The sequence below is a fragment of the Candidatus Dormiibacterota bacterium genome, assembly GCA_035544955.1.
Classification (GTDB): domain Bacteria; phylum Chloroflexota; class Dormibacteria; order CF-121; family CF-121; genus CF-13.
Genome location: DASZZN010000030.1, coordinates 63,449 through 76,646, shown reverse-complemented (window position 1 = coordinate 76,646; position 13,198 = coordinate 63,449). Strand labels below are relative to the sequence as shown.

Annotated in this window: 12 protein-coding genes; 7 read left to right on the top strand and 5 right to left on the bottom strand. The window is 64.9% G+C overall.

Translation table 11 applies throughout. The annotated features are described in order from the left end of the window. Positions 1–654: hypothetical protein (locus tag VHK65_11030; protein HVS06684.1), on the bottom strand; the 654-nt coding region annotated here is incomplete at its 3' end. A 288-nt stretch (positions 655–942) separates the two neighbouring features. On the opposite strand from VHK65_11030, the gene VHK65_11025 reads away from it, so the two are divergent. Together VHK65_11025 and VHK65_11020 are read left to right on the top strand one after the other, a co-directional pair. Then, positions 943–1,959, top strand: a complete 1,017-nt coding sequence (locus VHK65_11025; protein HVS06683.1) for a Virginiamycin B lyase — start codon at positions 943–945, stop codon at positions 1,957–1,959. A 50-nt stretch (positions 1,960–2,009) separates the two neighbouring features. Next, a complete protein-coding gene (locus tag VHK65_11020; GenBank protein HVS06682.1) occupies positions 2,010–3,161 on the top strand; it encodes a pyridoxal phosphate-dependent aminotransferase in 1,152 nt (383 codons plus the stop codon). Between the two features lie 189 nt (positions 3,162–3,350). On the opposite strand, the gene VHK65_11015 is transcribed toward VHK65_11020, so the two are convergent. From VHK65_11015 to VHK65_11000, 4 genes are all read right to left on the bottom strand, one after another. Further along, positions 3,351–4,157 carry an MEDS domain-containing protein gene (locus tag VHK65_11015; GenBank protein HVS06681.1) on the bottom strand — a complete coding sequence of 269 codons (807 nt, stop codon included), beginning with the start codon at positions 4,155–4,157 and terminating at the stop codon, positions 3,351–3,353. Further along, positions 4,154–4,696 carry a sigma-70 family RNA polymerase sigma factor gene (locus VHK65_11010; protein ID HVS06680.1) on the bottom strand — a complete coding sequence of 181 codons (543 nt, stop codon included), beginning with the start codon at positions 4,694–4,696 and terminating at the stop codon, positions 4,154–4,156. Before VHK65_11010 ends, VHK65_11015 begins: the two co-directional genes overlap by 4 nt. A gap of 104 nt (positions 4,697–4,800) precedes the next feature. Then, positions 4,801–5,547: an anti-sigma factor gene (locus VHK65_11005; GenBank protein HVS06679.1), complete on the bottom strand. Its 747-nt coding sequence runs from the start codon at positions 5,545–5,547 to the stop codon at positions 4,801–4,803. Positions 5,548–5,620: 73 nt separating this feature from the next. Next, a complete protein-coding gene (locus VHK65_11000; GenBank protein HVS06678.1) occupies positions 5,621–6,664 on the bottom strand; it encodes a 3-oxoacyl-[acyl-carrier-protein] synthase III C-terminal domain-containing protein in 1,044 nt (347 codons plus the stop codon). 365 nt (positions 6,665–7,029) lie between these two features. Between VHK65_11000 and VHK65_10995 the strand changes: the two genes are divergently transcribed. The 5 genes from VHK65_10995 to VHK65_10975 all read left to right on the top strand — a co-directional run bounded on the left by VHK65_10995 (position 7,030) and on the right by VHK65_10975 (position 12,924). Beyond that, complete coding sequence (locus tag VHK65_10995; GenBank protein ID HVS06677.1) at positions 7,030–8,367, top strand: glycosyltransferase family 39 protein; 1,338 nt, start codon at positions 7,030–7,032, stop codon at positions 8,365–8,367. 87 nt (positions 8,368–8,454) lie between these two features. After that, positions 8,455–8,598 carry a hypothetical protein gene (locus VHK65_10990; GenBank protein ID HVS06676.1) on the top strand — a complete coding sequence of 48 codons (144 nt, stop codon included), beginning with the start codon at positions 8,455–8,457 and terminating at the stop codon, positions 8,596–8,598. A 194-nt stretch (positions 8,599–8,792) separates the two neighbouring features. Further along, on the top strand, positions 8,793–10,175 hold the full coding sequence (locus VHK65_10985) for a DUF4331 domain-containing protein (protein HVS06675.1): 1,383 nt from the start codon (positions 8,793–8,795) through the stop codon (positions 10,173–10,175). 62 nt (positions 10,176–10,237) lie between these two features. Beyond that, positions 10,238–11,536, top strand: coding sequence for a tetratricopeptide repeat protein (locus tag VHK65_10980; protein HVS06674.1), 1,299 nt, complete (start codon positions 10,238–10,240; stop codon positions 11,534–11,536). Continuing rightward, entirely contained in the window at positions 11,533–12,924 is a 1,392-nt protein-coding gene (locus tag VHK65_10975) for a hypothetical protein (GenBank protein HVS06673.1), read from the top strand. The genes VHK65_10980 and VHK65_10975 overlap by 4 nt, the downstream gene beginning before the upstream one ends. Positions 12,925–13,198: the final 274 nt, after the last annotated feature.

The following is a 13,198-nucleotide window of genomic DNA, read 5'->3' as shown; positions in this document are numbered from 1 at the left end:
GTCGACGTCCGGCCGCGTGTCGTAGCGAACGCCGGTCGCAAGCAAGATCAAGCGCTCCGGATCGGTCGTCAGCAGCATGCGTCGCGCCGCGCTTTCGTCTTCCAAAAGCGCGGTGACGATCGGCTCCTCTCTCAGAAAGATTCGCTCGTACCAGCCCCTTAGCACGTCAAGGACGATCTCTTTGACCACCTCGGCCGGAGCGGCGAGCAGCCGGCCGAACACCTCGCGCCGTTCGGGCAGACCGGCGGCGAGCGCCTCGAGCGCGGGCGTGCGTGCTCGGCGGCTTCCCTCGACCGCGGCCCGGATCGCGGCCCGAGACCGAGCGTCCATCTCGGCGGAGTAGCAGCCGAGCATGTGAAGGTCGATCTCCTCGGCATCCGTCCGGTCGAGGAGGTCGAAGAAGTCGGGTAACCCGTCGGCTCGCTCGACCGCCTGGTAGCCGATCAGCTGATCCCAGAACGCAAATGGTCCGCCGAGTCGATCGAGAGCCCGCCGAACGGTCGCTGAGCAGCGGGCGCGCTGCGTGACGCTCCAGCGATGGCCGACGTCAAAGGTGTTCAGCTCCTCCCGGCCCGTGAACGCGCCGATCTGGAGCAGCAGCTCGTAGACCGGTGAGGAATCGACGTCGACGCGCAACCGATTCAGCGCGACCACGGTAAGAAAATGATATGGACTTGTGGCCGCCTAAGGTTCCCTAATCTTTGTGAGAAATTCTTTCCCAACAATTTCCCTCCCCGCTTTTGCCGGGGAGGGCACACTTGGGGTGGATCGGCGCGAGGCTGGATTCGCTGCCAGCGCCACCGCCGCGTCGATAGTCATGGCGTCAACTCCGCAGTTGCGGGTGCAGGCGATCGCCCGTGGCTACTCGGTCGCCACCGAGTGGGGATTTTCCCTGCCTGCTTGCGGGAGGGTCAGGGTGGGGCTAGCGTAGTTCCTACCCTGATGCCTGACCGCAGATCTATCGTTGGCTTTGCCGGCTATCCCGTGCTGCAGCTATTGACACTGATCCTGACTGCGTGCGCTGGGGGCCAGCCCAAAACCCAACCTCCTGCGGCGACTCCCACGCCGCCGGCATCCATCCGCATCGCCGCGTCCATTCATGAATTTCCGCTACCCTCCGGGCGAGCTCCGACCGGCATCACCGTTGGGCCTGATCACAACTTATGGTTTACCGAGGAAGCGGGGAGTCGTATCGGCCGGCTGTCGGTTTCCGGCAAACTGCTGGAGATCAGCTTGCCGATCGATGGAGCCCCGGGCGTGGGGATTATCCCTGGTCCAGACGGCAACCTGTGGTTCACCGACCGGAATGCCGACCAGGTCGGCCGGATGACTCCCCTCGGCCAGATCACCGAATATCCGGCCCCAAGCAGCAGCTCGCCGATCGATATCACGGCTGCGCCGGACGGGACACTCTGGTTTAGCGAGTCGAACACCGACCGGCTCGGCCACCTGGGAATCGATGGCCGGCTGTTGAATGAAGTAGCGCTTCCCGCAGGAACGGCACCGGCAGGGTTGACGTTCGGAGCGGACGGCAATCTCTGGATCTGTGCGTCAGCGAGCAACGAGATCCTGCGCGTCTCAACCACCGGACAGATTTCCCGTTACCGGCTCAAGACCGAGGACGCCCATCCTTTCCGAATTACCCGCGCTCCGGATGGCAATCTCTGGTTCGTAGAATTCCTTGGCAACCGAATAGGTCGCGTCACGCCGTCGGGTGTGCTCACAGAATTCGCTGCGCGTGTTTTTGGTCCGGTTGGCATCACCACTGATACGGCTGGGTCGGTGTGGTTCACCGAAGAGAAGGGTGACGCCATCGGTCGGATCGCGAGCTCCGGATCGGTTACCGAATACGTGCTCCCCCGTGGGGTGGCGCCCGAGGGCATCGTTAGCGGGCCTGACGGTGCGCTCTGGTTTTCCGAATTCAAGACGAGTCGCATCGGAAGGCTTGCGGTTCCGTAGCCGGTGATCCACGAGGGGACCGCCGTCACGCTAATCTGGGACGAGCCGAAATGAGTGTCCGGCGTCTCGCGCATATCCCAGGCTTCAACATCGATCGAGTCGCGGCGGCGGCCGGCGCCGATCCGGACATCCTTCGGATGGAAAACCTCGACACCGATGTCCCGCCGCCTGAAGCTGCTATGGAAGCGACCCGAGCCGCCATCGGCCAGGACGAGGCCAACAGCTGGCTGCCCTTCACCGGCCGGGATGATCTCAAAGAGGCGGTGGCGGCGTACATCGAGCGACACGGCGGACCGCGTTACGACGGTCGCCGGGAAATTGTGATCACCTGCGGCGAGGGCGACGCGATGCTCGATGCGCTCTTCTGCCTGACGGACCCTGGGGACGAGGTCATCCTGACCGACCCCACGTACGCAGGCATGCTCAACCGCGTGCGGCTCGTCGGTGCAACGCCGCGACTCGTCCCGCTTGGCGTCATCGCCGGTGAGTGGCGGCTCGATGTGGAGGCTCTTCGGGCGGCCGTTTCCGACCGGACGCGCGTGGTGTTCATCAACAACGCCTCCTTTCCATCTGGGTGGGTCGCCAGCGACGCGGAGTGGGCTGCCGTCGCCTCGATCTGCCGCGAACGCGACCTTCGGCTCCTCTACTGGGGCGGCTTCGAAGGCGTCCTCTACGACGGACGGCCGATCCGGCATCCGGCGGCGCTTACCGGCATGCGCGATCGCACCGTTACCGTGGGCTCACCCACGCTCGAGCAACGCATGATCGCATGGCGAATCGGCTGGGTCGTGGCACCCGGTGATCTCGTCAACGATGTCTCGCGGGTCCACATCTATAACGGCCTCGTGCCCAGCGGGTTCAATCAGATCGGCACACGCGTCGCCCTTGGCGTGGGAGACCAGGATCTGGCCATGGCCAATGCAGAATGGCAGCGACGTCGCGACGAAACGCTCAAGCAACTCGAGGGACTCCCCGTCGTCCGGCCCGCGGGCGGCTGGTCGCTTCTCCTGGATGTCGCGGCCCTCGGGCTCGACTGCATGGAGGTCTCCGATCGGCTGCTCGACCAAAAGGTGGCCGCCACCCCCATGCGCGGCTGGGGCGACCAGGTTGCCAAGCGGCACGTGAGATTCGTGTTCAGTAACGAGCCCGTCGAGCGGTTGGCTCTTCTAGGCGAGCGGGTCCGTCGAGCCCTCGGGTCCTAGCGTCGGTCCGGTTCGCTGAACGTCCGAATGACAAAATCGCCATGCGGAACACCATCATCATGGCGCTCCTGGTTGCAGGACTCCCGACTCGTATGCGACGTCGATCTCGTGGGGTTGCGTTTCACAACCAGACTGCCCAAACCCTCGCTCCACGCACGATGACCTGCATGACGCTCCGCGCCTAACCGCTTACGCCGCCATGTAGAACGGATTCTGTCGAACGACCCTGTCGCCCAGGATCGTGATGGGGTGCTGTCGGAGGCCGCCGTCGATCAGACTGAGCCCGGGCAGTCGAAGTACGTCATACATGCAGATGACCACGGCGGGATAGGCGCGGACGACATCGTTGACCTTCTTCTCGAATTCGACCAGTGACTCGAGGTCAGGCCAACCCGGCTGGTTCCACCCGATGAAGCCGAGGAACCGGATCAACCCGTATCCGTCGCGCATCGCTCGGTCGAGCCGCTCACCGATGCGCTCCATGAGCTGTTCGACTCGAGGCGCTCCGTCGATCAACGCCAGCTTCCCTCGACCGATGAGGGACTCGATCGAACCCTCGTAACCCTGCTGAAGCCAGCTGAGCAGCGTATCGAAGCGGCGACGGTCGGCGAAGAGTACGCCGAAGTCTGCTGGCTGATCAAAGCCCGCTCGGAGAAACCTCATCATTTGCCTCAGTCGTTCGTCATCAGAGTGAAAGGCGCAGACGTGGCTGCCGACGGGCAACGACTCACTGCTCCAGCCAAGTGGGACCGTCGTGGCGTCGGATTCGGCGCGAAGCGCGGCCAGGACTTTGGTGCGAAGTTCGGCTCGCGGTTCTCGTACCTTCGCAGCCAGGCTGAGCAGTGAACTGGACCGCGCCAACTCCTGGATCGCGCCCGCGTGTTGAGTGCAGCTTGCGAGATGCTGTTCAGCTGCGGATCGCTCCTCGGCCGACAGCGCCGTCAGAACGTATCCGCCCAGAAGCTCCTCGACTTCCCAGCACTCCAGGGATCTCATCTCCGTATCTTGCTCGAAGGGGCGTGATCCATGGCAGCCAGTTTCTGGAGTCCGAGGCGAAGCTGGCCTTTGACGGTCCCCAGCGGCAGGCCCTGGCGCTCTGCGATCTGCGCGCACGTGTAGCCGCCGAAAAACGCGAGAAGAACGGCGTCCCGCTGACGGTCCGGGAGCGCCTTCAGGGCCATATGGAGCCACAGGCGCTCCGCTCCCATGTCCGCGGGATCGGCACCGTCGTCACCGACCAGTTCGGCCATCTCCAACTCCACGACCTTTGTCGACCCCGCCCGGTCACGGCGCAGGCGATCGATGGCCCGGTGGCGGACAATCGTCAGCAGCCAGCTCTTGAGTGCACCTTTTTCGGGATCGTATTGGCGCCGTCCGCGCCAAACGGCGAGGAAGGCATCCTGGACGACATCCTCCGCCGCGGTCTGCTCCCTTACGATTTGGAAGGCGAGGCCGTAGGCGATCCCCTTGCAGCTGTCGTACAGGCTCTCCATCCCTTCGATCGTCTGCAAGGCATCGGCCCCAATCTCGCTCATACTCGACACAACCAAAAGGCCCTCAACCCGTAACGTGATAGCAATACTATCACCATCTCGCCGGGTGTCAAACCTTTGCCCTTCATCTCAGTTGGCGGACCTGGCTACCCCGCCACGCCGGTGAGGGAGCCTTCGAGGATCGTCCTGCCGGTCGGGTGCGGCTGCTCGCCGGGCTCCGCCGTGATTGCCAACCGCTGATACTGGGTGAGGTCGCGGGTTATCGTGACGACCAGCTTCCCCCCGTCCACCCCGCTCGTCCCCGCGTCGACCGGCGTGGCGTTCTTGAAGAGCCAGATCTCGTAGATCTTGCCATCCGGCAAGGGCGGAAGCCCGGTCGTCGCCAGCACGGCCTGTTTCCGGTCGCGGAAGTAAGTGAGGGTCGCGACAGCACCCGGCGCCTGGGCACTCCCGGCGAAGACCCAGGCGAGCTGCGCCGGCTGGGCCGGTCTGGTGGCCACGCGGTCAAAGCCGATCCCGACCAGGAAGGCGAGCAGGATGGCGGCGGCCAGCGCCACCATCGCGGTCGGCCATCCCCGGCGGGGCGGGCCGGGAGCTCCCCCAAAGCGCAGCACGATGGGGCGTGCCGGGCGCCCCGACTTACCGATCACCCCGGGAGAGGCTTCCGCGCGGATCGCCTCGAGGATCCGCTCGCGCAATTGTGGTGACGGCTGCTGCTCCGGGACGCTGAACGCCAGTCTGGCGACGGCGTCCGTCAGCACGGCAGCCGTCTCCCGGTGTGCCGCACACGTTCGCAGGTGGGCGTCGACCTGGCGCATCTCCTCAGGCGGGAGGGCCCCCAGCGCATAGGCGCCGAGTAGGTTGTCGATCTCGTCGTGGCGCAGCTCGGTCATTCCTTTTCAGCGATGCTCGATGCTCACCTATTCCCTACTACGTGGCGTTTCGTCCCGTGGCCTATTCGCTCGCTCAGGCGCCGAACCGCAGGAGCGCCAGCTCGATCGACAGTCCTGGCCCGAAAGCGATCGCCAACGCGCGGCTCGTTCGACTGGCCGGCTCGAGCGCCGAAAGCACGAAAAAGATCCCCGCACTGGACGCGTTGCCATACCCGGCGAAGACGGCGCGCGAGATCCGCAGCGCATCGGCCTCGAGGCCCAGGGCACGCTCGACGGCCTCGAAGATTCGTGGTCCGCCCGGGTGCGCTGCCATGATGTCAATGTCGCATCGGCAAAGGCCGCTTGGCGCGAGGAACGCGTCGACCGCCTCGCCGAGGCGCGCTTCCACCAGGGCGGGAAGATCTCGGCTCAGCACCACGCGCAGTCCACCGTCGCGCAGTTCGTAGCCGAGGTGCCGCGCGCCTTCAGGGACGAGCAACGTTCCGGTACGCTCCACCGTCCATTGGTTTGGTGATGCCCCCGTCCGCAGCACTGCCGCCCCGGCCCCGTCGCCGAAAACCATCGCCGCCACCAGGTTGTCGACCGAATGATCGTCGGGCTGAAAGGTGAGGGATGGAAGCTCGACCGAAAACAGGAGGACGGCGCGATCGGGATAGGCACGAAGATAATCCGCCGCTCGTGCCAGCCCCGCGATGCCGCCGCCGCATCCGAGCTCTGTGATCGGGAGCCGAGCGACGTCCGGCCGAAGGCCCAGAATCGGGATCAGCTCGGCGTCGAGAGACGGGAGTACGAATCCGGTGCAGGAGACGCCGATCACGAGGCCGACGGTGTCGCGACTGATGCCAGAGCGGTCCAGAGCATCGCAGCTAACCTGCCGTGCAAGGATCCGAGCGTGTTCCAGGTACGCGTCCGTCTGCGCCGACACGCTGCGGGGCGCCATGATGGAAGGAAGCGGCTGCGCGAAATATCGCATTCCGGCCAGGCTCGGAGCGGGCCAGTGCAAGCCTCGACCGCGGAGGCGGCCAACGGCCAGCGCGACGTCCTTCATCGTCACCCGGATCGTGGGCACCGCGGTCACGACTCCCACGATCTGCGCCTGACCCGCGCGCCTATCCATACCTAGAGTTCGAATCGAACCGCGTTCTGGATCACCGTCGGGACAGGATGACGTGATCCACCGGCTCGGTTTGCCGTCGATACATCCGTAACCCGTCTCGGTCCGTAGTCGTGAGTGTCGACGAGTATCCACGCTGCGCGAAGGAAAGTGGCTTGTGTTTCTACGGTTTCGTCTCTTGCTCCTGCGGATCGGCCTGATGAAGGTTGAAGGGGAGCGCTGTTGGAGAGAGGTCTCAGAGATCACGGTACGGCTCGCGCCGACCCTCGCCCCGTACGACGGCCGACCTCAGCGGCGACTCTCCGGGTCCTAGGGGTTTGAAGGGGGAACAACATGGCTGGGCGCGCTTTCGCCGTCGAAGCCTGGCGTTGCCGGCTGCGGTCCTGTTCGGATTAGGCCTGCGCCTTTGGGGAATCGGCTTCGGCTTGCCGGCCATCTATCGGCCAGATGAGGACGTCGTCGTTGGGCGGGCGATGGGCGTCCTGCACGGAGTGATCGACCCCCATTTCGCCAACTGGCCGCATCTATATATGTATCTATCGGCGGCTTGGCTTGCGATCCTCAGGCCCATCTTCCCTCTCCTGGGTCCGGCGGCGCCGTACCTGGCTGTTCGACTGCTGGATGCCGCCATCGGCACCGCCACGGTCGTCGTCGTCTACCGCTTCGGCCGGCGAGCCTATGGCGAAACCACGGGTCTTGTCGCAGCGATCGCCCTCGCCGTCGCGTTCTTGGCCGTCCGGGATAGCCACTTTGCAACCATTGATACGCCCCTCGCCTTCGCCTGCATGCTGGGATTAATCGCCGCCTACCGTCTGGCGGAGGCCGACACTGCCCGACGACGGGTCGCAGGCGGGATCGTGCTCGGCGCGGTGGCGAGCCTCAAATACAACGGCGCCCTCGTCTTCGTGAGCCTGGCCGCAGCCCAGGGACTTCACGTTCGCGTTCCGCGCCGCGCCCTGACTGGGCTAGCGGTCGTCGGGTTCGTCGGTGTGGCCACCTTTTCGATCACCTCCCCGTTTCTCCTCATCGATCTCGGCTCCTTTGCCTCGGGGATCGGCTACATCTTTGTACACCTCGCGGCCGCGCACCAGCCGGAGATCGGCTACCTCCATATCCCGCGGCTGGCCCTGTGGTCTGGACTCGATCCGCCCCTGTTTTTGCTCAGTCTGGCCGGGCTGGCGTACGCCGCCGTCCGCCGGACCAAAGCCGACGCGATCCTGGTGGCGTTCGTGCTCGGGTACTACGGACTCATCGGGTCGGGGCACATGGTCTTCGTGCGCTACGCCGATCCGCTCATCCCACCGCTTGTGATCCTGGGTGGGCGAGCACTGGTCGCAGCCTGCGAGCGCTTGGAGCACCCCCGCCTTTTCCTGGCGGCGGCCGTCGCCATCATGATCATTCCGGCGGTAGCCCATGACCTTGCCTATGACCGCCTGATCCAGCAGACCGATACTCGGACTCAGGCTTTCGAATGGCTACGAGCACACGTTCCAGCCCGCGCTCGGGTGGCGGCGCTCTATTTCGCGGGCCCGACGCATGACCAGGCGATGATCGATCGGCGGGCCGAAAGCCATGGGGCAACCGACGCGTACGTGGCCTCGTTCCTCCAGAACCGGCTCCAGGATCAGTACAGCGTTCACGAGCTTGCGGAGTCCGACTTGACGAAGGACGTCCTCCCGAGTCTCCGAGCGGACCGTGTGGACTAAGCGGTCTACTCGCCGATCACGCCGTCCGATGGATGTGCAACGCCGACCCCGCTGCGGCGGGCCCTCGACACCCAAACAAAGCTCGTGGTGACGTTTACGGCGACCGGCGGCCATTGCACGGATGCCGTCTTCGACCCGATCGATGGCTACTACGTGCCCTTGAGCGGATATGAGCACTGGATTCGACCCGGACCCCCGATCCAGATCTTCGATTTACACGCATTTCCTTAGCCGATGATCCGGCGAGGCTCCTGTCGCGTTATAGAGACATATGCCTGAGTTAGTACATCGCCTCTGTTAGTAACTCAGCGACGGGCAAGCCCACCAGGCTGACTCACGCCCGAAAAGGAGGGACGCCACGCGCTCACATCGCACGCCGACAGATCGCATCGAGGAAAACAACCATTCACAGGAAAAGGAACACCATGCGCAAACAAGCTTTGATCGCCGTCCTGGGGACGGCGGCCGCGGCGCTCACGTTCTCGCCGATCGGCGCGAGCGCGTCGAGCCACCGCGAAGCGCCGCTCATCTCCCAGGATCCGGTCGCCGATAACACCGACACGTACGCGTTCGTCGACCCGGTCGACCCATCGAAGGTCGACCTCATCGCGAACTGGATTCCGGTCGAGGTCCCGTCGGGCGGTCCGAACTTCTACAGCTTCGGCGACGACGTCCTGTATCAGATCCACGTCGACAACGTGGGCGACGCCAAGGACCACGTCGTCTTCTCCTTCCAGTTCAAAACCACCACGGTCGATCCGTCCACCTTCCTCTACACCGCCGGCCCTGTCACATACGATGCCAGCACCAAAACGTACAAAAACTGGAACCGCCCCCAGAGCTATGACGTTGCGCTGTGGCGGAATGGCGACAATCGCAAGATCGCCGACAACCTGCTGACCCCACCGGATGCGGTCGGGAAGAATTCGACCGGCGACGCCGCCAACTACCACCAACTGGCAAAGGCTGCGATTCATGACATCGGTAGCGGCATGACGGTCTTCGCCGGGCAGCGCGATGATCCGTTTTTCGTGAACCTCGGCGGCATCTTCAGTCCGCTGAACGTCACGGGCGCTGCGACCGGCGCCGTCGATACCTTGACAGGGGTTAATACCCACACGATCGCGATCCAGGTTCCCAAGACGATGGTCAAGGGACCGAACGATTCCGTTATCGGTGTCTGGGCGACCTCCAAGCGCCAGACGACGCAAGTCCTGAACAATCCTCTGGATACCGGCCGGAAGAACGATGGCCACTTCTGGACCCAGGTCTCCCGCCTGGGCAATCCCCTCGTGAACGAAGTCGTCGTGCCGCTTGCCGGCAAGGACACCTTCAACGCCACGACTCCTGCCGAGGACAAGCAATTCCTCAGCGGCGTCACGTCTCCGCTCCTGGCGAAGTACCTGAACGCGTTTTTCAAGGTCGGCGCGCCGGAGACCAATCGGACCGACCTGGTCGCGGTCTTTCTAACCGGGATCAAAGGCGTCAACATGCCGAACAACCCGAACCAGGTTCCCGGCGATGAGCTCCGCCTCAACATGGACGTCCCACCGACCCACACCAATCCCAACGATGTCAACCGGCTGGGCGCGCTCGCCAAGGAGAACGACGGCTTCCCGAACGGCCGCCGCCTCGGTGACGACGTCACCGACATCGAGCTGCAGGCGGTCGACGGCGCGACCTGCGCCTTCGCCACTCCAGCGTGCACGCCGGGCGCGATGGCAACAACGCTTGGAGATGGCGTCGCGCGGGACGCCGACCCGCTCTTGACCGAATTCCCCTACGTCGCCGACCCACATTCGCCGTAAACGACAGCAACCTGGACGGGGCTCCTTCGGGGGCCCCGTCACTTCATCCAGCGGAGGCCTTGATGCGCCTGACTCGAATCGCCATCGTCCTTTCGCTCGGCGCCGCCGTGAGCGCGTGCGGCGCCCAGCCGCAGGCGACCACCGCGGGCTCCGCCAGCACCAGCCGCGCCGCCCAGGCCCTGAACCTGACCAGCGACCAGGTCATCGTTAGGGACCAGGAACGAATCCGCACTAACGCCAGCGATTGGATGGCCGTGGACGAACTGGCCGCAGCCTACCTGCAGAAAGTTCGCGAGGTCGGCGATCCCTCTTATTACCCGAAGGTCGAGGAGCTCCTGAGCTCAGCGATCCACCATGACCCGGACGACAGCGAGGCGACGACCCTGATGGGCACCTTAACGCTGGCACGCCATCAGTTCGCGGAGGCGCTCAGGTGGGGTCAAAAGGCTCACGCGCTTGCCCCCTATGCATCCCGTCCGCTCGGCGTCATCAGCGACGCGCAGACCCAACTGGGTCGGTACCCAGAGGCGATCGACTCCCTGCAGCTGATGGTTAACCTGCGGCCCGATCTGAGTTCCTATTCGCGGGTGTCCTACCTCCGGGAACTATATGGCGATGTCCCGGGCGCGATCGACGCCATGAAGATGGCGATCAGCGCGGGCGGCCCAGTGCCGGAGAACGCTGCCTACACCGAGGTGCTGCTGGGCAACCTGTACTTCAACGCCGGCAAGCTATCGGATGCCGAGGCCCAGTACCAGCGGTCGCTCCGTGATTTTCCCGGTTATGTGCAGGGCATCGCCGGGATCGCCTCGGTTCGGGCGGCGCAAAAGAACTACGGCGAGGCTGCGAGGTTGTACCAGCGAGCGATCGAGATCTATCCGATTCCGCAATACGTCATCGCGCTGGGCGATGTCTTCGGGGCGTCGAACAACAGCAAGCGGGCCGGCGAGACCTACGACCTGGCCGCGGCCGAGCAGGCCCTCTTCCAGGCCAACGGCGTCGATCTCGACCAAGAACTCGCCTTGTTCAGCGCCGATCATCGACGGAATCTCCCCGCGGCGCTCGCCGCCGCCCGCCGCGCGATGCGCGACCGTCCCAACGTCGTCACCGCCGACTCACTGGCGTGGACCTTGCATGAGATTGGAAACGATTCCGAGGCGCTCGATGCATCGCGCGCAGCCCGCCGGCTCGGCACGCTGGACGCTCTCTTCTTCTTCCACTCCGGCATGATCGAGGCCAAGCTCGGGATGAAGGGTCAGGCAAGGGCCGACCTCAGCAAGGCGCTGCAGATCAACCCCTATTTCTCGGTGATCCACGGTCAGGAGGCGCGGAAGACCCTCGCCTCGTTGGGCCAAACATGAGGGTTCCCACTCGGTGGCTGATCGCGTTAGGGGGCGCGGCCGTCATCTCGGTCACGGCTGCGCTCCCGGCCTTCGCCCATCCCCTCGGAAACTTCACGATCAACCACTACAGCCGGATTCAACTCGCCGGCGACCAGGTCGGGGTGCACTACGTGCTCGACCTGGCCGAGATCCCGGCGTTCCAAGAGAAACAGCGCATCCAGGACGACTCGGGCTACCTGGACAGGCATATCGCCGACCTTGCCCGCGGTCTCTCGCTCCAGGTCGACGGCAAGCCGGTGAAGCTGACCGTGGCCGATCACTCGGTCGAGCTCCTGGCCGGTCAGGGCGGCTTGCAGGTGATGCGACTCGAGATCAATCTCACCAGCGCCTCTCTCTCCGGCGGGAGCCACGAGGCCAGCTATCGTGACGGCAACTACGCGGGTCGGCTCGGCTGGAGAGAGATCGTGGTGCAGGCCTCCGCCGCCAGCCTTCAGAACGCCAGCGTCCCGAGCAGGAGCGTCAGTCAGGAGCTCCGCCAATATCCACAGGACAGGCTGACCAGCCCGTTGAACGTCACGCAGGCGCGCTTTCGGTTCATCCCCGGGGCTTCGGCCGCTGCCGAGTCGACGACGGTCTCGCAGGCGGGCGGCGTTCGTTTGGTCCCGGACCGGTTTGCGGCGCTGATCGTGCCCAAAGACCTGTCGCTGCCCTTGCTCGGCTTCTCACTCTTGGTCGCCATCGTGCTGGGAGGGTTGCATGCCCTGTCGCCCGGGCACGGCAAAGCGGTGATGGCCGGCTACCTCGTCGGCACGCAGGGCAGCACGCGCCATGCGTTGGTCCTCGGCCTGACCATCACCGTCACCCATACCGCCGGCGTCTTCGCCCTTGGCCTCGTCACGCTCTATGCGGCGAACATCGTCACCCCGGAGCGGCTGTATCCCTGGCTCACGCTGTTCTCCGGGGTCTCGATCCTGGTGATCGGCGCCGCGCTGGTCCTCACCCGCACACGCACGGCCTTTCACAGCCACGGCCATGACCACGGCCAAGGCCACGTCCATGGATCGGGGAAGACCGGGCTGACCCGACGCAACGTGGTCATGCTCGGGATCACCGGTGGGCTGATCCCGTGTCCCACCGCCCTGGTCGTCCTGCTCTCCGCGCTATCCCTGCACCGGGTCGCCTTCGGGATGTTGCTGATCCTTGCCTACAGCGTCGGCCTGGCGATCGTCCTGTCGGGAATCGGCATCGCCGTGGCGAGTGGCACCGCGCTGTTGAGCCGTGTCCGGCCGGCCTTCTCCTTGCATGGCATTAGCCGTGCTGCCTCCCTCATCCCCGTCGCCAGCGCCGCAGTGGTCGCTGTCGCCGGCATCGCCCTCACCGCCCAGGCCCTTCCCGGCATCAGGTAGGGGCCGCTCACCTCGCGACCGGTGCCGTCCTTGCCTCCTTCGGGTTCGCCGCCGCCGAGCCGCGCCGCGCGGCCGCCTGACGATCGCTCCCTGCTTCCCCGAGGCCTCTTGGGTTCACAACCAGACCGCCCAAACCCTCGCTCCACCCGCTTGCCGCGGCCTTCCCCGGTGCTAACGGAATACCAGCAAATAAGCCCATTACTATTGACACCAAAATGTGCTATATTGCTATCAAGCATTCATGGTGCGCCCGCGCACAAAAATCTGCGCACCA